Genomic DNA, 20056 nt, shown 5'->3' with positions numbered 1-20056 from the left:
CACCAGGACATCCACTACTTGAATCGACTGCGCCGCCACAATACACGCTTTCCGCAGGAGGTGGGAATTTATTTAAGCATCGCTATCGGAAAGATGTATCAGCACGTGTCGCGGGGGTTTGCGGGGCGTGGCGATTCCATTTGGATGGGCTTTGGGCGGTTCAGCCGAAGCCGGGATCGGCGGCGAGCAGGTCGGTATTGCCCCCGGCCGCGGTGGTGTCCACCGACAGCGTCCGCTCGGTGGCGAAACGGAGCAGGTAATGTGGTCCGCCGGCCTTCGGGCCGGTGCCGGAAAGTCCTTCTCCGCCAAAGGGTTGGCTTCCAACCGCAGCACCTATGATGTTGCGGTTCACATAAGTGTTTCCCACTTTCAGCCGGCTGCGGATGTGCGTCACGGTGTGACCGATACGGCTGTGGATGCCGAGGGTGAGGCCATATCCGGTGGCGGCGATGGCGTCGCACAGCGCATCCAGTTCGTCCGGTTGCCAGCGCAGCACGTGAAGTACCGGGCCGAAGACTTCTCCGCGCAGGCGGGCGACGCTATCTATCTCCCACGCTTGAGGGGGGAAATAGCTGCCCGCGGCGGTACGGGCCGGATCCAGCGTGCAGACGTGAATGGGGCTGGCGTGCGCCCCCAGGCTGCGGACATGTGTTTCAAGCGCGGCCCGGGCTTCGTCGTCGATGAGCGGGCCGACGTCGGTGGCCGGGTCGTTCGGCGGGCCGATCACGAGTTCCGCCATCGCGCCGGCCAGCATCGGGATGACGCGATCGGCGATGTCGGCCTGCAGGCACAGCAGGCGCAGCGCCGAGCACCGCTGGCCGGCGGAGTCGAAGGCGGATGCGAGGGCGTCGCGGACGACCTGTTCCGGCAATGCGGTGGAGTCGGCGATCAGCGCGTTCTGACCACCGGTCTCGGCGATCAGCGGCACCAGCGGCCCAGTGCCGGCGGCCAGCAGGCGGGCGATGTCGCGGGCCACCGCGGTGGAGCCGGTGAAGGCGACGCCGGCGCAGCGTGGATCGGCGATCAGCGCTGCGCCGACCTCGCCCGCCCCCGGCAGCAGGTGCAGCGCGGTGGCAGGGATGCCGGCCTCATGCAGTAGCCGGACCGCGGCCATGGCGGTCAGCGGCGTCTGTTCCGCCGGCTTGGCGATCACCGTGTTGCCAGCGGCGAGGGCGGCGGCAACCTGCCCGGTGAAGATGGCGAGCGGAAAATTCCATGGGCTGATGCAGATGAACACCCCGCGCCCTTCCAGTTGCAGGCTGTTGCTCTCGCCGGTGGGCCCGGGCAGGGGCTCCGGGCTGCCGAAGCGCTGCCTGGCCTGTTGGGCGTAGTAGCGGCAGAAGTCGATCGCTTCGCGTACCTCGGCCAGCGCTGCCGGCAGCGTGCGGCCGCCTTCACGGACGATGAGGGCGATGAAGCCCGGCATGCGCTCCTGCAGCAACTCGGCCGCCCGTTCCAGTGCAAGCGCCCGCCTCGCCGCAGGCGTGGCGCTCCAGGCGGGGAAACCGCGGGCGGCCGCATCCAGGGCGCGGGCAATGTCCTCTTCGTCTGCAAACACGGCGCCGCCCACCACATCGTCCAGGTTTCCCGGCGCCCGGCGGGCATGCGGTTCGCCCGGGCGCAGATGGCCGTCTATCAAGGGGCAGGCAATGTGGGACGCAGCGCGGTCGTCCTGAACTGCGTGGCGCAGGCTGTCTACGGTCGAGATGTCGTTCAGGTCGAGCCCGGCGCTGTTCTCCCTAGGCTGGCCGGCGGCACGGTAGAGGTCGCGCGGCAACGGCAGGCCGGGATTGCGCGCTTGTCCGGCGAGCAGATGGGCGGCGGCGCGCGCCGTCGGGTCGGCGAGCAGGCTATCCAGCGGCAGGCTGGTGTCGGCGGCCTGGTTGACGAAGGAGGAGTTGGCTCCGTTTTCCAGCAGGCGCCGCACCAGGTAGGCCAGGAGATCCTCGTGGTTGCCGACGGGAGCATAGACGCGGCAGGCCCGGTTCCAGCCGTTCTCGCCAATGATGTGCTGGTACAGCGCCTTTCCCATGCCGTGAAGGCGCTGGAACTCCCAGTCGCCGCCGGGCGGGGCGGAGGCCGCCAGTTCGGCGATGGCGGCCACGGTGTGGGCGTTGTGGGTGGCAAAGGCGGGGCGGAAGGCGACCGGATCGGCCAGCAATCTGCGGGCGCAGGCGAGGTAGGAAACGTCGGTAGCGCTCTTGCGGGTGAACACCGGGTAGTCGGACAGACCCAGCTCCTGGGTGCGCTTGATCTCGCTGTCCCAATAGGCGCCCTTCACCAGCCGCACCGGGAGCTGGTGGTGGCTGCGGCGGGCGAGGTCGGCCAGCCAGGCTATCAATGGCAGGGCGCGTTTCTGGTAAGCCTGCACCGCCAGCCCGAGGCCGTCCCAGCCGCTCAGTTCGGGCGCGCAGCAAAGGGCTTCCATCAGGTCCAGCGACAACTCCAGGCGCTCGCTCTCCTCGGCATCTATGGTGAGGCCGATGTTGTGCTCGCGGGCGCTGCGGGCGAGTTCCAGCACGCGGGGCAGCAACTCGGCACTCACCCGTTCATGCTGCCGCGGCTCGTAGCGGGGGTGCAGGGCCGAGAGCTTGACCGAGATGGACGGCGCCGCCTGCAGCGGCGTGCCGCGGCGCACGCTGCTGCCCAGCGCGGCGATGGCCTTGGCGTAGGCGTCGAAATAGCGGCGGGCGTCAGCGGCGCTGCGGGCGGCCTCTCCCAGCATGTCGTAGGAATGGCGCCAGCCTTGTTGCTCGGCGTCCGCCGCGTGGCGCAGTGCTTCGGCGATGTCGCGGCCGAGCACGAACTGTCGGCCCAGCAGGCGCATGGCGCCGGCCACCGCCTCCCGTACCAGTGGCTCGCCTGCTCGGGCGGCCAGTTGGCGCAGGCTGCGGCCGAGGCTGGAGGCGCTGGTGTCGTCGCCTTCTTCCTGGCGGAGCAGGCGGCCGGTGAGCAGCAGCGCCCAGGTGGAGGCATTGACGAAAGGATTGGAGGAGGCGCCCAGCCGGCTGCCCCAATCGGCGTCGCCCAGCTTGTCGCGGATCAGGCGGTCGCGGGTGGCGGGGTCGGGCACCCGGAGCAGCGCCTCGGCGAGGCACATCAGGGCGATGCCCTCCCGGCTGGAGAGGGCGTGGGCGTGGAGGAAGGCGTCGATGCCGTGGCCCTCGGCGCCGGCGCTGCGCACCGCCTCCAGCAGCGGCCGGGCGCGGCCGACGATGCGCTCGCTGCTCAGCGGATCGAGGGCGGCGACGGCGAGGCAGTTGCGCAGGGCCTCGGCTTCGTCGCAGCGGTGGGCTTCGCGCAGGCGGGCCCGCAGCAACTGGCTGTCATCCTTCATCGTCACGCCTCCTCGCGCTGGGGTGCGGCGGCCGGGGCCTACTGGGAGATAATGCGCCTCCCGTTCCCGTTTTGGATCAGAAATGCCCATCCAGTGGTTCCCCGGTCACATGAACTCGGCGCGTCGCAATGCGGCGGAAAGCATGGCCGCGATAGACGTCGTCATCGAGGTGACCGATGCCCGCCTGCCGGAGGCGAGCAGCAATCCGATGATCGCCGAACTGCGCAAGTTCCGGAACCGCCCCTGCCTCAAGCTGCTGAACAAATCCGATCTGGCGGACCCGGCGGCGACCCGCGCCTGGATGGACTTCTACAACGCCCAGCCGGATGTGAAGGCGGTGCAGATCTCGGCCAAGAACCCGGCTGAGGTCGCCCGCATCCCGGCGCTGTGCCGCAGCCTGGCACCGCACCGCGACGATGGCACCAAGCCGTTGCGGATGATGATCATGGGCATCCCGAACGTTGGCAAATCCACGCTGATGAATGCGCTGCTCAAGCGCAAGGTGGCCAAGGTGGGCGACGAGCCGGCGGTGACCAAGCACCAGCAGACGCTGGACCTGGGCGCCGGCATGACGCTGACCGACACGCCTGGCCTGATGTGGCCGAAGATCGATTACGACGCCGACGGCTACATGCTGGCAGCCAGCCACGCCATCGGCCGCAACGCGGTGATCGACGAGGAGGTCGCGGCCTTCCTGGGTGACATCCTGCTGGCGCGTTATCCGAACCTGCTGGCGGCCCGTTACAAGATCAAGGTGGAAGGCATGGACGGCCCGGCGCTGGTGGAGGCCGTCGGCCGCCGCCGCGGCTGCCTGGTGAAGGGCGGTGGCCTGGATCTGGAGAAGGCGGCGCAGATCCTGCTGGTGGACTACCGCAGCGGTGCGCTGGGCCGGATCAGCCTGGAAACCCCGGAGACGCGGGCGGCGATGGTGCAGTGGCATGCCGCCGAGAAACTGGCGCGGGACGCGGCGGCGCAGGACGAAGGGGAAAGCGGGGCGTAAGGCGTCCAGCCAGCCCAGGCTGTCCTGCGTGTTGCTGCCTGGCTGCCGCGGTGGGGTCAGGCTGGCGAGCCGGCGTGACTGCCGGTTTTCCCAGGCTCGGTATCCGGCACAGGGGCCGGGCTGGGCGCCGGCACTGCCGCAGCCACTGATTCCGGTGCCGGCGGGGGCTTCTGCGCTTCGTCCGCCGGCCGGATTTCCACCCACCGCAGCCATTGGCCACAGGCGTTGCGCGGACCGCGGGGGGAGCCATGCCACGGACCTTCGCGGCAGGGGCCGCGATTGTCCTCGCTATCCAGTTCCACGCTGAAGCCGTCCGCGCCCAAGCTGCGCTTGCCACCCCAGCGGTTGCAGGTCGGGCAGCGGCGCAGCTCGGCGATCTGCACGGCCACGGCTACATCCCGAAGTAGCGGCCGGGGCGGTGGTTGACCGCAATGACGAAGTTCACCGCAACCGCGCCCAGCACCGACAGCGCCACCAGCGGCAGATCCACCACGAACAGCGCAAGGGAGAGGATGGCGAGGTCGCAGGCCATCTGCACCCAGCCGGCGCGCCAGCCGCGGGTCTGCTGCAGGTAGATCGCCAGCACGCCGATGCCGCCGAGGCTGGAGCGGTGGCGTATCAGCATCAGCAGCCCGGTACCGGACAGCAGGCCGGCCATGACGGCGGCGAATGCCGGCTCCACGTGGGAGATGTCGATCAGCCGTGGCAGCCAGTCGGAGCACAGTGACATCAGCAGGATGGTGAAGAAGGTCTTGAGGGTGAATTCCTTGCCCAGCGCGCGGTAGGCGAAGACGTAGAAGGGCAGGTTCACGAAGAAGAAGACGATGCCGAAAGGCAGGTTGAAGGCGTAGTGGATGACGAAAGCCAGCCCGGCGGTGCCGCCGGTGATCAGGCCGGCTTCCCGAAACAGGGTTACCGCCAGTGCGAGGAAGAGGGTGCCGACCACCAGCCCTTGGGCATCATCCAGCAGGCTGTGGCGAGGGATGAGCGGCGCGGAGGAAGACGGCGGGGCAGCGGGTTCGGACATGAAGCGGGTGTGGGGAAGGAATGGCGCGATGATAGCGTTTGCGCCCTGCTGCGGTGCAGCGGAATTGCCCTAATGCCGACCCGCGGGGCCGGTTCGCGGGGGAGCGCAGGGGCTGTCAAGGCCGGGAAAGAGGGTAGCGGCACAGGGGCCGCCGAAGCCGGGGATGGCGCGCAGGAGCGGCCTCAGCCGCGCAGGCGGGTGTTCAACTGGTCGACGATCTCCGCCCAATCGGCGTCCTCGCGGATCTCATCGCGCAGGAAGGTCGCCTGGGAGGGCGTCCAGAAGGGGGCTTCGGCGAGCGGGACGTTGCCGGGCAGTGGCGAGTGCTCGGCGATGAAGCGGTCGATGGCGGCGCCATCGGTGGGAAGTCCCAGTTGGGCGAACAGGCTGCTCATCGGGTGTACGGGCGATTCCATGGCCTTCTCCTTGTGGTCGGGGGGCTCGCTGCCTCGCCGCGTGCCCGGCCTCGTGGTGCCGGTCCATCCTTCCGGTGGCGCGGCGAACTTCAGCAGGGCTGGCCGTCGGCGTCGAACTCGAGGACGGTGACCTCCTCGTCGGCGTCGGTGATCTCGGCATGCCTCAGCGCGCCATTGCCGTGGTACGCATAGCGGTGGGCGAGCTCCACCTCACCATACACGATCTTGTCGAAGCCCGTCAGCCGTGCCTCGGCGTCGAAATAGCCGCGGAAGTAGGTGTTGCGGTTGTCGAGCTCGGCCTCGGTGAGCTCGTTGACCAGCTTGAACGGCAGCTTGACGCCGCTGTAGGTGACGAAGTGCCGGGTGGTGAGGGAATTGGTGCTCATGACCATATTGATGAAGTGGTTAATAAGCCCGCGATCATCGCACAGCATCACCCAGGGATAAACAGGAGCCGGCTGTCGCCGGCAGGGTGGAGGCTGAACGGATCCGCCCCGGGCAAGAAAACCTTCATCGAAAATTGCAATTGGCATATATTTCGCGTTTGTCATCGAAACGGAGATTGCCATGGCGGTTCAGCAGCAGCTTCACAAGCCCACCGGTGCCTTTGTGGGTGCTTACTGGGCGGTACTCTTCATCGGCACGTTGGCCTATCTCATTGGCCTTTGGAATGCCGACATGCAACTCAACGAAAAGGGGTATTACCTGACGGTGCTGCTCTATGGGCTGTTCTCCGCCGTGTCCTTGCAGAAGACGGTACGCGACCGCATGGAGGGCATCAGGGTCACCGGCATCTACTATGGTTTGTGCTGGACGTCCTTCGGGCTTGCGGTGCTGCTGCTCTCCATTGGCCTCTGGAATGCAACGCTGGAGTTGAGCGAGAAGGGTTTCTACGCGATGTCTTTCGTGCTGAGCCTGTTCTCGGCGATTGCCGTGCAGAAGAACGTTCGCGACCTTGCGAGCATGGGCGACGACGACGAAGTTGTGCTGGCGGACGTCGAAGCCTGAAGGCGGCGACGCGCGGCCGGCGGGTGGCCGTCCGCGCACGCACGATTTGTGATCGAGCCGCTATTGATCAGCTTGCCAGGGCGCGCATCTCGACGATGAGGTCGGACTTGCCTTCGAAGCCGATGCCTGGCAGTTCGGGCATTTCGATGTAGCTGTCCACTACCTTTACCCCATCCGGGAAGCCGCCGTAGGGCTGGAACAGGTCGGGGTAGGACTCGTTGCCGCCCAGCCCCAGACCGGCAGCGATGTTCAGCGACATCTGGTGGCCGCCGTGCGGAATGCAGCGGGTGGGCGACCAGCCGTTCTCCTTCAGCATCTCCAGCGTGCGCAGGTACTCCACCAGGCCGTAGGAGAGCGCGCAGTCGAACTGCAGCCAGTCGCGGTCGGGGCGCATGCCGCCGTAGCGGATCAGGTTGCGCGCGTCTTGCATGGAGAACAGGTTCTCGCCGGTGGCCATCGGGCCTTCGTAATGGTTGGCGAGTTCGGCCTGCAGGGCGTAGTCCAGCGGGTCGCCGGCTTCCTCGTACCAGAACAGGTCGTACTGCGAGAGCGCCTTGGCGTACTCCACCGCGGTCGGCAGGTCGAAGCGGCCGTTGGCATCCACTGCCAGCTTGCAGCCGGGCGGCAGGATGGAGAGGATGGCCTCGATGCGGCGCTGATCCTCGGCCAGCGAGGCGCCGCCGATCTTTTTCTTCACCACCTTGTAGCCGCGGTCCAGATAGCCGCGCATCTCGTTCTTCAGCGCTTCCAGGTCCTGCCCCGGGTGGTAGTAGCCGCCGGCCGCATAGACGAAGACCTTGCGGTCGGGCGTGCCGGTGCCGTACTCATCCGCCAGCAACTGGTACAAAGGCTTGCCGGCGATCTTCGCCACCGCATCCCACACCGCCATGTCGATGGTGCCGACTGCCACCGAGCGTTCGCCGTGGCCGCCAGGCTTCTCGTTGGTCATCATCGTCGCCCAGATTTTGTGCGGGTCGAGGTTGTCGCCAGCGTCGTTGACGAGGGTTTCCGGCGCCGCTTCCAGCAGGCGCGGGCGGAAGCGTTCGCGGATCAGGCTGCCCTGGCCGTAGCGGCCGTTGGAGTTGAAGCCGTAGCCGATCACCGGCTTGCCATCGCGGATCACGTCGGTGACCACCGCCACCAGGCTCAGCGTCATCTTGCTGAAATCGATGTAGGCGTTGCGGATGTTGGACTTGATCGGCTTGGCGACTTCGCGGATGTCGACGATCTTCATTGCGCTGCTCTCCTTCGGTTGGGCCTCGCCGGCGAGCGCCGTGCGGGGTGGATGGCGGCATGTTATTGAATTCCAGGAAGGATAGAATCGAGGCTGATTCAAATCATTTGGTCGTTCAGGTTAATAATGGATGCGACTTCCGAACTGGCTTTCTTCGCCCTGCTGGCGGACAAGGGCTCCTTCACCGCCACCGCCCGCGAACTCAACCTGACGCCGCCGGCGGTGAGCAAGCGGCTGGCGCAGATGGAGCAGCGCCTGGGCGTGCGCCTGCTCAACCGCAGCACCCGCCGGGTGAGCCTGACCGACGAGGGCGAGCTCTACCTGGAGCACGCCCATCGCATCCTGGCGGACATCGAGGAGATGGAGCTGTCGTTGGGCAATCGCGCCGCGGCGCCCAAAGGCTTGCTGCGGGTGAATGCGACCCTTGGATTCGGCCGCACCACCATCGCCCCCATCGTCTCCGACTTCGCCCGCCTCCATCCGGAGGTGGAGGTGCAGCTGCAGCTCACCGACGCGCCGCTGGACCTGGTGGCGAGCGGTTTCGACCTGGGGATCCGTTTCGGCGAACTGCCGGATAGCCGGCTGGCGGCACGCAAGCTGATGTCCAACCGCCGCTTCCTGTGCGCTTCGCCGGCCTATCTCCAGGCGCGGGGCGAGCCGCAGACGCCGGCCGAACTCGCCGCCCACGCCTGCATCGTGCACCGCCAGAATGACGATGCCTGGGGCACCTGGCGCCTGTCGCGCGGGCGGCAGACGGAAACGGTGAAGGTGCGCGGCACCCTCGCCAGCAACGATGGCGACGTGGTGCTGGGCTGGGCGCTGGACGGCCACGGCATCCTGATCCGCTCCGAGTGGGACTTGGCGAAGTACCTGGAAAGCGGCCGCCTGCGGGTGGTGCTGCCGGACTGGACCCTGCCGGCGGCGGACCTTTACGCCGTCTATCCCGCCCGCCGTAACCTGCCGGCCCGGGTGCGCGCCTTCGTCGATTTCCTGTCGGCGGCCTTCGCCGGCGAGCCGCTTTCCGCCGGTTCGGCGGCCGACAGGCGCGTTCGCCGCTCGCAGGGCTGATTGGCGTATTGCGCGACGGCGCGGGTGGTGGATTGTCGAGAAGCCGACAGCTCCGGCGCGGCGGAGCACGCGGCCATAGGCAGAGAAAACGCATTGAATCAAGTGATTGGCTGCTGCGTTCCGCTGCCCTCGAACTGGCACCTAATCTGCAAAGGCAAGGGAAAATTCCCGACGAAGAGGAGCCTTGCCCCATGGAACAGAGCCTGCCCCCCATCACCCGCGACGCCGCGCTGCGCGTCGCCCTTGCCGCCCGTGCGCTGCCGGGCATCACCCTTCCGCAGTTGATCGACGTGCTGCAGAACCGCCTCGGCAGCGACCACATTGATGTGGACGATCTGCGCACCGTTACCGTCACCGACCTCAAGACTGCCTTCGCCAGCGCCGACGGCGAGGAGGATGGCGAGGATATCGGCATCGGCCTGGAGGCGATGAAGCTGGCGGTGCGCATCCTGTGGGGCGACTCCGAAGGCGAGGCGCTGCCGCCGGTGCTGCCGTACGAGGACGGCGATATGCCCGGCTCGGTGCGGGTGGCGCTGGCCTCCGACAGCGGCGAGGCACTCAACGGCCACTTCGGTTCCTGTGTGCGCTACCTGGTGTACCAGGTGTCCACCACCGAGACGCGGCTGGTGGACATACGGGACGCGCTGGAGGCGGATTTCGCCGAGGACAAGAACGGCTTCCGCGTGCAGCTCATCTCCGACTGCCATGTGCTCTACGTGGTCTCGGTCGGCGGGCCGGCGGCGGCCAAGGTGATCAAGGGCGGCATCTACCCGATCAAGCGCATCGAGGGCGGCGAGGCGGCGGTGGTGCTGGCCGAGTTCCAGCGCATGATGACCGACTCACCGCCGCCCTGGCTGGCGAAGATACTCGGCGTCGCCGCCGGCCGGCGCTTGAAGAACTACAGCGCCGAGCTGGTCGAGGAGTAAGGGGGCGGCCATGGCGGACAAGGACTACCACGCCGTCGTCACCGATCTGATCGCCAACGCGATCAAGACCTCCAAGGTCACCGGCGAAAACGGCCGCATCACCCGTCTGGTGGCCGGCAGCATAGGCCGCTTCGCCGCCGAGCTGCGAGGCAGCGACCATGCGGACGAGGCCCGGGCGCTGATCGAGCACGCCAGGGAGTTGCTGGATGCGGGCGATGGTGCGGAGATCGTGCCATCGCTGACGGCGGCGGTGGCGGCGCTGGAGGCGGCGGCTTAGCGATGGTAGGGGCTGGAGGAGCCGCCCGGTGGTGGGAGAGGCGGTGTTTTCCTCCTCGGGCGCGTGGTGTGCAGGGCGGGGCGGCTGCGTTTGAGTTACGCGGACGTTTCCCCCTCTCCTCCGGCCCCCGCTTCGCGCCCGTCCCTGTGACCTGCCGGCCCTGGGGGGCCCCGGCGGGCGAAGCGAGGCTCCGCTTTTTCCGCCTAGGCCCCGCGAGGGGATAGGGGGATGAGGTGCCGCTCCTGTCCCGCCCGCATGGGTCTTTCAGCGGTGTTGGGCCGATGAGTAGACGCCGAAGCCAAACAGGAAACAAGCCGCGAGCCGCCGGCGGGAAGGGCTAGAATCCCAGCCCCGCGAGCGTGCTCGCAGCCTTCTCCCGCACCCGCAATGGAAGACCACCTGGAACGTCTGGAATCGAAGCTGATGTACGCCGAGGACCAGATCGAGGAACTGAACCGTACCGTCTACCGCCAGCAACAGCAGATCGACCTGCTGCAGCAGCAATTACGCCAACTGGCCCAGCAAGTGCAGTCCGCCCAGCCGGCGGCGCGCCTGCGGCCGGAGGACGAAGTTCCACCGCACTATTGATTCACTGCGGCGCTCGGGCGCCGCTGCGGCGGCCGGCGGGGAAGAAATCCACTTTCTGCGCCGGCACGTTGTCGTGCAGCCGCGCCACATGCTTCTTCAGCCGGCCCACCACATGCATCTCGCAGCGCTTGCAGTCGAAGCGCAGCGTCAGCGTCTCGTTGCCGTTGATCAGCGTCATCGGTTCCGGCTTCACGCCCTTCACCTCCTTGGGGCAGAGGTTGAAGCTGTAGCGCAGGCAGTGCTTTGTGATCATCAGTGAAACGTCGTCCCGCTCCTCGTTGGCCTCGTAGGCGGCGTCTATCAGCTTGACGCCGTGCCTGGCGTAGAAGGCGCGCGCCTTGTCGTTGAGCACGTTGGCCAGGTAGGAGAGGGCGTCCTGCGGATAGGGCGCCGGCGGCTCCACCGCGGCACGGCGCGGCGGGCGCGGATGGGCGGCGAGGCGGGCCGCCTCCAGCCGGCTACAGGCCTCGCGGCGCAGGCCGTTGAGCACCGAGGTGGGCAGGAAGGGCGCGCCGGCCACGTCCAGCAGGATTTCGCTCTCGGCGAACATGGTGCCGCCCAGGCGGCCCAGGTGTTCGCGCAGCCCCTCCAGGGCGCGCTCGGGCTGGCGGGCCGGCTCGCGCTTGGCCACCACGGTGGCACAGGCGCTGACGCCGTCCTCGTCGGTGGCTTCCACGCCATAGCCGTCCTCGGTGTCATAGAGGCGCAGGCGGACCGTCACCCTGCGCTCGGCGGACTTCTTCTCCAGCATGCGTTCGAAGGCATGGTCGTGGTTGCGGAACACCGGCGTGCCCGGCACCAGGTGTGCGGGCAGGGGCTCGGAGGGGAACACCCGGTCCACGCCGTCCGCCTGCGCTTCCGCGCTGTTCACCCGCAGGCCCACCAGTTCGCCCTTGGGGTCGTAGTAGGCCAGGCCGTCGCCGTTGTGTACCGGAGCGGTGCGCTCGACGTCGAAGTAGCGGCGCTGGCGGCTGTCTATCTTCACCACCCGGCCCAGCGTCTCGCCGACGAACTTGGGCGACTCGAAGGCTTCGATGCCGTGCTGGCGTTCGTTGGCGAAGTAGTCGGTATAGCCGCGGTTGAAGGTCTTGTCCGGCTGCGGGGTGAACAGGAATTCGCAGCGGCCGGAGGAGGCGCGGCGATAGTGGCCGCCGGAGGCGTCCATGAGTTCGTCCAGCAACTGGCGGTAGTGGGCGGTGATGTTCTTGACGTAGGAGAGGTCTTTGTAGCGGCCCTCGATCTTGAAGGAGCTGACGCCGGCGTCCGCCAGGGCGCGCAGGTTGGCGCTCTGGTTGTTGTCCTTCATGGACAGCATGTGCTGGTCGCGGGCGAGGATGTTGCCGTCCTTGTCGGCCAGGTCGTAGGGCAGGCGACAGGCCTGGGAGCATTCGCCGCGATTGGCGCTGCGGCCGGTGTGGGCGTGGCTGATGTAGCACTGGCCGCTGAAGGCCACGCACAGGGCGCCGTGCACGAAGTATTCGAGCTGGCAGTCGGTGGCGGCGGCGATCTTCTGCACCTGGTTCAGGGTGAGCTCGCGCGCCAGCACGATCTGGGAGAAGCCCACGTCCTGCAGGAAGCGCGCTTTGTCCGCGCTGCGGATATCGGTCTGGGTGCTGGCGTGCAGCTGGATGGGCGGCAGGTCGAGTTCCAGCAGGCCCATATCCTGCACGATGAGGGCGTCGGCCCCGGCCTCGTACATCTGCCAGATTAGGCGGCGGGCGTCTTCCAGCTCGTCGTCGCGCAGGATGGTGTTGAGGGCGACGAAGACTTCGGCGTGGTAGCGGTGGGCGTGGGCGCAGAGGCGCTCGATGTCTTCCAGCGTGTTGCCGGCCGCCGCCCGCGCGCCGAAGGCCGGACCGCCGATGTAGACGGCGTCGGCGCCATGGTTGATGGCTTCGATGCCGAAATCGGCGTTCTTCGCCGGGGCAAGGAGTTCCAGGATGCGGCGGTTGTCGGGCATGGCTGTAGGGGGCGGGCGTGGAATCGTTATGGCGCGCAATGATACCGCCGCGGCTGGCCAGGGAAATCGCCGCTTTGGCCGGAAATGGCAAGAGGCGGACGAATGGCCCGGGCCGCGTCGCGTTTCGGCACTCCGCTTTTCAGGCTGCGCCAGGGGCCGGGCGGCGGCGCCATATCAGCGCCGGCAGCAGGGTGGTGACGCCCAGCGCATCGGCCAGCCAGTCCCAGGGATCGCCCATGCGGTAGCTGGTGAAAGACTGCGCCACTTCGATGGCGGCGCCATAGGCGAGCAGACCGAGGGCAAGGCGGCCGGCATGGCGCGGCCAGGCGGCGAGGCCGAGCAGGGCCAGGGCGGCGAAGGCGGCGGCATGCTCGATCTTGTCCTGCCAGGACACGAACTGGACCAGGTCGGGCGTGGGCAGCAGGGCGAGGACGAAGACAACGACGAGGGCGGCGGCAAAGGCCAGGCGTAAGGCGGTGGCGAGTCTGTCGGGCATGGTCGTTTTGGCCGTGATTGAAGAGGTGTGGGAGACGGCCGCCGGCCGAACTATCCGGCGGCGCGGGCTGTCCCTTGCGGGTGCCGATTATCGCCCGTCCTGCGGATGGGCAAGGAAATGGAGAAGAACATGCCCAAGCCGCCCCTGCTGCCTGCACTTGCCGTCGCCCTGTCCGCCGCCTGCGCGCTGCCTGCTGCCCATGGGCAGAATGCCGCCGCCGGCAGGCAGTCCATCAAGGTGGTGGAGGTGGCGCGGGGGCTGGAGAATCCCTGGGCGCTCGCCTTCCTGCCGGACGGCCGCCTCCTGGTGACCGAGCGGCCGGGGCGGATGCGGCTGGTTGGCGCGGACGGCAAGCTCTCTGCGCCCATCGCCGGCGTGCCCGAGGTCTATGCCCGCGGCCAGGGCGGCCTGCTGGACGTGGTCTTGAGCCCGGACTTCGCCCGCGACAGCACCATCTTCTTCAGCTATGCCCAGCCGGGCGCCCAGGGCGCCCGCACCGCGGTGGCGCGCGCCAGGCTGGATAGCCAGGCGCTGCGGTTGAGCGAGGTGAAGGTGATCTTCGCCCAGCGCGACCAGCTCTCCGGCGCCAACCACTGGGGCTCGCGCCTGGTGTTCGGTCGGGATGGCCGCCTGTTCGTCACCCTGGGCGACCGCTACAACGGCCGCGATCAGGCGCAGGACCTGGGCAGCCACCTGGGCAAGATCGTGCGCATCGAAGCCGATGGCAGCGTGCCGCAGGACAACCCCTTCGTCGGTCGTCAGGGCGCCTTGCCGGAGATCTGGTCCTACGGCCACCGCAATGTGCAGGGCGCGGCGCTGCATCCGGTCAGTGGAGAACTGTGGATCAACGAGCACGGTCCGCAAGGCGGCGACGAGCTGAACCGGGTGCTGCCCGGCAGGAACTACGGCTGGCCGGTGATCACCTACGGGCGCGAGTACGTCACCGGTGCCCGCATCGGCGAAGGCTCCAGCCGCGCGGATGTGGAGCCGCCGCTGCATCAATGGACGCCCTCCATCGCGCCATCCGGGCTGGCCTTCTACACCGGCGATGCGTATCCGGGCTGGAAGGACAGCGTGTTCAGCGGCGCGCTCAAGTTCGCGCTGGTGTCGCGCATGCCGCTGGAGGGCAACACGGTGCGGGGCGAGGAGCGGCTGCTGCAGGCTGAGGGCAAACGCATCCGCGACGTGCGTCAGGGACCGGACGGCAAGCTGTGGGTGCTGGATGAAAGCGACGGCCGCGTGCTGCGGCTGGACCCGGCCTGAGGCTCCCGGCGGGCCGAAAACCGATGGGCAGTCCTGATTTGTTGCATATGCACGAATTAAGTGAAAAAATGCGACTATGCACATTCAAGGAGGGCTGCCATGAAGACCGCCACGCTGGCCCAGGCCGATCCTGCTGAAGTTCTCGGCCGGGCCTTGATGAATGCCGGCAAGGAACTGGGCCTCACCCAGGCCGCGCTGGGCGCGGTGGTCGGCAAGGACCGCAGCGCCATCAGCCGCGGCGGTATCGATCCCGCCTCCAAGCCGGGCGAACTGGCATTGCTGCTGATCCGCGCTTACCGTGCGTTGTTCGTGCTGGTCGGCGGCGAGCCGGGCCAGATGCGCCACTGGATGCAGACGCACAACCTGCATACCGGCGGGGTGCCGGCCGAGCAGGTCGCCAGCGTTCAAGGGCTGCTGCGGGTGGTGGAGTACCTGGACGCGATGCGCGGCAAGCTATGACGGACCCGGTCGAGCTGTTGCCGCAGGCGCCGGTCGTCGCCCTTGGCGGCACGGTGCTGCGCCTGGTGGAGAGCCAGGAACAGGTCGCCACCAACCGGCTGGTGGATTCGCTGGACGAGCAGGCGCTGCTGGAGTCCCTGCTGGAGTCCTCCAAGCCGCCGGCACCGGCCGGCAGCCGCCGCCTGCATTACCTGCTCGCCACGCCCTTCCGCTATCCGCCGCTGCGCCACGGTTCCCGCTTTGGCGGCCGTTTCGAGCCCAGCCTGTTTTACGGCGCCCGCCGGCTGGAGACGGTGCTGGCGGAGTCCGCCTACTACCGCCTGCTGTTCTTCGCCGGCATGGCGATACCGCCCGCCCAGCCCTTGCGCACCCAGCACACCTTGTTTTCCGCGGGCATCGCCACCCGGCAGGGCCTGCGGTTGCAGGCTGCGCCTTTCGATTTGGTGCGCGCGGCGCTGGTCGATCCGGTGGATTACCGCGTGCCCCAGCAGCTGGGCAGTGCGATGCGGGAGGCGGGCATCGAAGCCTTCGAATACCCCTCGGCGCGCGATCCGGCGCAGGGCATCAATGTCGCGCTGTTCGCCCCCTCGGCGCTGTCCGGCAATCGGCCGATGTCTACCCAGGCCTGGCTGGCGGAAACGGCGGCGGCCGGGGTGAGTTTCTACAGCGCGGAAGCGGGCGGTGTGCACCGCTACCTGCGCAGCCAGTTCGAGGTGGAGGGGGCGCTGCCGGCGCCGGCGGTGTGAGCCGGCTCAGACGGGCGCCGGCATCGCCCGCTGCTGGCGCCGCTCCAGCCGATGCACCGCCAGCCCCAGGCCGATGGCGATGATGGCCGCGCCCACCGGCAACGCCATCGCGTCCTGCCAGTCGCCGCGGGCGGCAACTGCGGCGGCGATCATCGGCGGGCCGACGAACTGCCCCAGATTGGCGCCTTGCATGAAAAGGCCCTGCAAGGTGCCGATCTGACGCGGGCTGCGCGCCAGGCTGGCGGTGGAGGACAGTACCGAGGAAGGCACCAGCCCGCCGGTGAAGGACACCAGCAGGCAGCAGAGGTAGCGCAGCGCATCCGGCAGGCCGGGGCTGAACACACCGACCGCGCTCAGGCCGGTGACCACGCTGGCGGCGGCGATCAGGTAGCCGCGCGGCAGATTGCGCTGCAGCAGCGTGCCGCCCAGCAGGTTGCCCGGCACATTCACCAGCACCATCACGCAGGACAGCAGGGCGACCAGCTCCGGCGACAGCCCGCGCTGGTCGCGCAGGAAGGTCGGCAGCCACACGATCAGGGTGAAGTGCTGCAGAGACCAGCAGGCGAAGGAGAAGGCCAGCAGCCAGGGCACCGGATTGCCCAGCGCCTGCCGGGCGGAGTTCAGGATGGGCGCGGCGTCCGGTGCCGGCGGCGGAATGCGGTAATGAGCGCGGAAACGCAGCAAGCCGACCGCGGTGGCGGCCAGCAGGGCGATGGTGAACAGCCACACCGCATGCCAGCCGCCCAGCCGGGTCAGCAGCGGGGTGAGGATCATCACCAGGCCGATGCCGGCCGGCATGTAGGCGCCCCAGATGCCGAGCGCGAAGCGGCGGTCGCGCGGTGTGCTGGCGGCGCTCAGCAGCGCCGGCGCGGACACCGCCACCGCCATGTAGCCGGCACCCTCGGCAATGCGGGAGGCGAGCAGGCTGGCGTAGTCGGTGCTGAACAGCGCGGCGACGCCACCCAGCAAGGCGACGCACAGGCCGGACAGGCATAGCCGCAGCGCCCCCAGGCGGTCGCCCAGCATGCCGAAGGCCAGCGCCACGCTGACCGCCAGCGAGTTGATCGCCGACGACACCCAGCCGGCGCGCAGCAGATCGAGCTGGAAGTGGCTGCGCAGCAGGTCCAGCGTGATGGCGACCTTGCCGACGTTGGCGGCAACCGCCACCCCGCACAGCGTGGCGGCGAACACGGCAGGCCAGGAGGTTTGGGCGGCTGGGCCGCCGGCGGTGTGGGCGTATGACATGGGCGGCATTCTAGCGAGCCGCCGGCGCTGCCCATGCTTGAAGCGGACAGCCCGCTGTCGAGAAACGGACAGCTGTTGGATGGAGGCGCTGGCGGAACGGCGGGCGGCCGGAGAACGGAAGGGGCGTGCTCCGGCGCCCCGCGCGCCGGCCCGGGCGGCAGCGCCGCGGCGCACGGCAGAACGCATCGCCAGCCGGTAGCCGCTACCATGCGGCGGTCTCCCATTTCCCTCCCGCCGCCGATCATGGATTTCGACAGCCTGCAGCCCGCCGCCGTGTGGCGGCACTTCGCCACCCTCTGCCGCATTCCCCGTCCCTCCGGGCACGAGGCGGCGATACGCGAGGCCATCGCCAACTGGGCGACGGAGCGCGGCCTTGCCACCAGCATCGACGAGGCCGGCAACTTGCTGATCCGCAAGCCGGCCAGCCCCGGCTACGAGAACCGGCCCAGCGTCATCCTGCAGGGCCACCTGGACATGGTTTGCCAGAAGAACGCCGGCTGCGATCACGATTTCCTCCGCGATTCGATCAAGCCGGTGCTGAAGGACGGCTGGCTGCAGGCCGAGCACACCACGCTGGGCGCGGACAACGGCATCGGCGTTGCCCTGGCGCTGGCGGTGCTGGAGGCGGACAACATCGCCCACCCGGCGCTGGAAGTGCTGCTGACCGCCGACGAGGAAGCCGGCATGAGCGGCGCCCAAGGCCTGGAGCCGGGGCTGCTGCAGGGCAAGCTGCTGATCAACATCGATACCGAGGACTGGGGCGAGTTCTACCTAGGCTGCGCCGGCGGCATGGATGTGGACGTCCGCCGCGAACTGCAGCCGCAGCCCGTGCCGGCGGGCTTGTCGGCCGTCGTGCTGACGCTGGATGGGCTGCACGGCGGCCACTCCGGCGTGGATATCCACCTGCAGCGCGGCAACGCCATCAAGCTGCTGGTGCGGGCGCTGCAGCGGCTGGCGCAGGCCGGGCTGGATTTCCGCCTGGCAGCGCTGTCCGGCGGTACCGCGCGCAACGCGCTGCCGCGGGAAGCGCAGGCCACGCTACTGCTGGCGCCGGCAGCGCAAGTCCTGCTGGAAGAGACGCTGGCTGCCGCGAGGCGTGAGATCGCCGACGAACTCGCCGGGGTGGACGAAGGTTTCCGCCTGGGCGTCGCGCCTGCCGCCGTGCCGCCGGATGGTGTGGTGGACGCCCAGGCCCAGCGCGAACTGCTGGCGGCGCTGGATGCCGCGCCCCACGGCGTGCGCCGCAACAGCAGCCGGGTGCCCGGCGTGGTCGAGACCTCGGACAACCTCGGCGTGTTGCGGCTGACGCCGGCGTTGTTCGAGGCCACCTTCATGGTGCGCTCGCTGCGGGACGAAGGTGCTGCCACGCTGGCGCGGGAGATCGCGGGCCTGTTCGAGCTCGCTGGCGCCCGGGCGCAGCCGCGTGGCGCCTACCCCGGCTGGGCGCCGAACCCGGAGTCGCCGCTGCTGGCATTGTTCCAGCAGGTCTATGCGCAGGAGTTCGACGGCGAGGCGGCGGTCAAGGTGATCCACGCCGGCCTGGAGTGCGGAATCCTGTCCGCCAAGTACCCCGAGGTGGACATGATTTCCTTCGGTCCGGACATCCGTGGCGCCCATGCGCCGGGCGAGCGGGTGGCGGTGGAGTCGGTGGGCAAGGCTTGGCGACTGCTGGTGGCGGTGCTGGCCGCGGTGCCGGCACCGGCGGGTGGCCTGCCGCGCGCCTTCAGTCCGGTACTGCCTTGAGCCGGGGCCTCCCGGCGCCGGCCAGCTGCATCTTCCCGATCACTGCACCGGCTCGCTGACCGCGCCCACATGCAGCTTGCGGCCGGCTCCCATGCCGGCGGCCAGGGTGGCCAGGCAGATGAGGCCGAACAGCCAGCCCAATCCGTCCCAGCTGCCGGTGAACTGATGCAGCAGGCCGATGGCGAAGGGCCCCAGCGCCGCCACCGTGTAGCCCACGCCCTGGGCCATGCCGGAGAGGTGGGCGGCGATGTGGGAGTCGCCGGCGCGCAGCACGAGCAGCGTCAGCGCCACGCTGAAGTTGCCACCCTGGCCCAAGCCCAGCACCACCGCCCATAGCAGGGTCTGTTCCTGCGGTGCGTACAGGCAGCCGAGCAGGCCGGCGGCGGTCAGCACCGCCATCAGCGCGATGGTGGAACGCTGGTCGCGGCCACGCGTGGCCAGCCAGGGGCCGGCGAAGGCGGTGATCAGCTGCACCAGGATGGAGACTGACATCAGGTAGCCGGCGCTCTGCGCCGAGTAGCCGCGATCCACCAGGATGGTCGGCAGCCAGCCGAACACGCAGTAGGCCAGCGAGGATTGCAGGCCCATGTAGGCGGTCACCTGCCAGGCCAGAGGATCGTTCCACAGCCCCCGCACGGTATGGCCGCGCCGGCCCAGCGCATGGGAGCCGCGGCGCAGCTGCAAGGCCCACACCAACGCCGCCACCACCGCAGGAATCGCCCAGAAACCGAGCGCCGGCTGCCAGCGGCCGTCGGCCGCCAGCCGCAGCGGTTCGCTGGCGCCGGCGCCTATGGCCGCACCCAGGCTGAGCGCCATGGTGTACAGCCCGGTGACCGCGCCCGGCTTGTGGGCGAAATCCCGCTTCACGATGCCCGGCAGCAGCACGCCGATGATGCCGATGCCGGCACCGGCCAGCAGGGTGCCGGCGAACAGGCCGGGCACGCCGCCCACGGTGCGCAGCAGCAGGCCGCCGGCCAGCAGGAAGAGAACCAGGAAAACGGTGAGCTCTGGTCCGCGCCGGCGTGCCAGCCGTGGCGCCAGCGGCGCGGCCAGGCCGAGGCAGAGCACCGGCAGCGTGGTCAGCAGGCCGGCGGCGGCGGCGGAGAGGCCGAGGTCTTCGCACAGCGGACCCAGCACTGGCGCCACGCTGGACAGCGCCGGCCGCAGGTTGAGGCCGACCAGCACCATGCCGATCAGCAGCAGCGCCGGATGCATGGCGGCGTGCGTGGCAGCGGGCGGCGTGCTCGTGCCGGTGGTTGAGCC

The 20056-nt window shown here is 68.9% G+C and carries 19 protein-coding genes; 10 read left to right on the top strand and 9 right to left on the bottom strand.

What is annotated here, in order from left to right:
• Positions 1-160: 160 nt before the first annotated feature.
• Entirely contained in the window at positions 161-3337 is a 3177-nt protein-coding gene (gene putA / locus GRF61_RS05970) for a bifunctional proline dehydrogenase/L-glutamate gamma-semialdehyde dehydrogenase PutA (RefSeq protein WP_169149773.1), read from the bottom strand.
• A gap of 82 nt (positions 3338-3419) precedes the next feature.
• On the opposite strand from putA, the gene ylqF reads away from it, so the two are divergent.
• Positions 3420-4337, top strand: coding sequence for a ribosome biogenesis GTPase YlqF (gene ylqF / locus GRF61_RS05965; protein ID WP_169149772.1), 918 nt, complete (start codon positions 3420-3422; stop codon positions 4335-4337).
• 391 nt (positions 4338-4728) lie between these two features.
• Here ylqF and GRF61_RS05960 read toward each other — a convergent pair whose 3' ends face one another.
• The 3 genes from GRF61_RS05960 to GRF61_RS05950 form a co-directional block, all read right to left on the bottom strand.
• A complete protein-coding gene (locus GRF61_RS05960; RefSeq protein WP_169149771.1) occupies positions 4729-5364 on the bottom strand; it encodes a YitT family protein in 636 nt (211 codons plus the stop codon).
• Positions 5365-5546: 182 nt separating this feature from the next.
• The gene (locus tag GRF61_RS05955; RefSeq protein ID WP_169149770.1) at positions 5547-5780 is read right to left on the bottom strand and encodes a DUF2789 domain-containing protein; all 234 of its coding nucleotides are present in this window, start codon (positions 5778-5780) and stop codon (positions 5547-5549) included.
• Between the two features lie 89 nt (positions 5781-5869).
• Positions 5870-6166, bottom strand: a complete 297-nt coding sequence (locus GRF61_RS05950; protein ID WP_248281128.1) for a DUF6156 family protein — start codon at positions 6164-6166, stop codon at positions 5870-5872.
• 181 nt (positions 6167-6347) lie between these two features.
• Here GRF61_RS05950 and yiaA point away from each other — a divergent pair, with 181 nt between their 5' ends.
• Positions 6348-6788, top strand: coding sequence for an inner membrane protein YiaA (gene yiaA, locus GRF61_RS05945; protein ID WP_169149768.1), 441 nt, complete (start codon positions 6348-6350; stop codon positions 6786-6788).
• Between the two features lie 67 nt (positions 6789-6855).
• Here the strand turns inward: yiaA and GRF61_RS05940 are convergent, their stop codons facing one another.
• The gene (locus tag GRF61_RS05940) at positions 6856-8022 is read right to left on the bottom strand and encodes a mandelate racemase/muconate lactonizing enzyme family protein (protein ID WP_169149767.1); all 1167 of its coding nucleotides are present in this window, start codon (positions 8020-8022) and stop codon (positions 6856-6858) included.
• 126 nt (positions 8023-8148) lie between these two features.
• On the opposite strand from GRF61_RS05940, the gene GRF61_RS05935 reads away from it, so the two are divergent.
• From GRF61_RS05935 to GRF61_RS05920, 4 genes are all read left to right on the top strand, one after another.
• Positions 8149-9090: a LysR substrate-binding domain-containing protein gene (locus GRF61_RS05935; protein WP_169149766.1), complete on the top strand. Its 942-nt coding sequence runs from the start codon at positions 8149-8151 to the stop codon at positions 9088-9090.
• 191 nt (positions 9091-9281) lie between these two features.
• Positions 9282-10016, top strand: a complete 735-nt coding sequence (locus tag GRF61_RS05930; RefSeq protein ID WP_169149765.1) for a dinitrogenase iron-molybdenum cofactor biosynthesis protein — start codon at positions 9282-9284, stop codon at positions 10014-10016.
• Positions 10017-10026: 10 nt separating this feature from the next.
• Positions 10027-10293: a hypothetical protein gene (locus GRF61_RS05925; RefSeq protein WP_169149764.1), complete on the top strand. Its 267-nt coding sequence runs from the start codon at positions 10027-10029 to the stop codon at positions 10291-10293.
• 387 nt (positions 10294-10680) lie between these two features.
• Positions 10681-10881 (top strand): SlyX family protein, encoded by a 201-nt coding sequence (locus tag GRF61_RS05920; RefSeq protein WP_169149763.1) that lies wholly within the window; start codon positions 10681-10683, stop codon positions 10879-10881.
• Position 10882: 1 nt separating this feature from the next.
• On the opposite strand, the gene GRF61_RS05915 is transcribed toward GRF61_RS05920, so the two are convergent.
• On the bottom strand, positions 10883-12841 hold the full coding sequence (locus tag GRF61_RS05915; protein WP_169149762.1) for a U32 family peptidase: 1959 nt from the start codon (positions 12839-12841) through the stop codon (positions 10883-10885).
• 139 nt (positions 12842-12980) lie between these two features.
• Positions 12981-13337, bottom strand: coding sequence for a VanZ family protein (locus GRF61_RS05910; protein WP_169149761.1), 357 nt, complete (start codon positions 13335-13337; stop codon positions 12981-12983).
• Between the two features lie 129 nt (positions 13338-13466).
• Here GRF61_RS05910 and GRF61_RS05905 point away from each other — a divergent pair, with 129 nt between their 5' ends.
• The 3 genes from GRF61_RS05905 (at position 13467) to GRF61_RS05895 (ending at position 15805) form a co-directional block, all read left to right on the top strand.
• The gene (locus GRF61_RS05905) at positions 13467-14600 is read left to right on the top strand and encodes a PQQ-dependent sugar dehydrogenase (protein WP_169149760.1); all 1134 of its coding nucleotides are present in this window, start codon (positions 13467-13469) and stop codon (positions 14598-14600) included.
• 99 nt (positions 14601-14699) lie between these two features.
• Entirely contained in the window at positions 14700-15059 is a 360-nt protein-coding gene (locus GRF61_RS05900) for an MbcA/ParS/Xre antitoxin family protein (RefSeq protein WP_169149759.1), read from the top strand.
• Positions 15056-15805, top strand: coding sequence for an RES family NAD+ phosphorylase (locus GRF61_RS05895; protein ID WP_169149758.1), 750 nt, complete (start codon positions 15056-15058; stop codon positions 15803-15805). Before GRF61_RS05900 ends, GRF61_RS05895 begins: the two co-directional genes overlap by 4 nt.
• 6 nt (positions 15806-15811) lie before the next feature.
• On the opposite strand, the gene GRF61_RS05890 is transcribed toward GRF61_RS05895, so the two are convergent.
• Positions 15812-17050, bottom strand: coding sequence for an MFS transporter (locus GRF61_RS05890; RefSeq protein WP_169149757.1), 1239 nt, complete (start codon positions 17048-17050; stop codon positions 15812-15814).
• 243 nt (positions 17051-17293) lie between these two features.
• Between GRF61_RS05890 and GRF61_RS05885 the strand changes: the two genes are divergently transcribed.
• Positions 17294-18793, top strand: a complete 1500-nt coding sequence (locus GRF61_RS05885; RefSeq protein ID WP_169149756.1) for an aminoacyl-histidine dipeptidase — start codon at positions 17294-17296, stop codon at positions 18791-18793.
• A gap of 39 nt (positions 18794-18832) precedes the next feature.
• Here the strand turns inward: GRF61_RS05885 and GRF61_RS05880 are convergent.
• Positions 18833-20056: MFS transporter (locus GRF61_RS05880; RefSeq protein WP_169149755.1), on the bottom strand; the 1224-nt coding region annotated here is incomplete at its 5' end.

It is taken from the genome of Azoarcus sp. TTM-91, assembly GCF_012911025.1.
GTDB lineage: Bacteria > Pseudomonadota > Gammaproteobacteria > Burkholderiales > Rhodocyclaceae > Azoarcus.
Note: the sequence above shows the minus strand (reverse complement) of the source record. Positions and strands in the feature narration are given on the sequence as shown.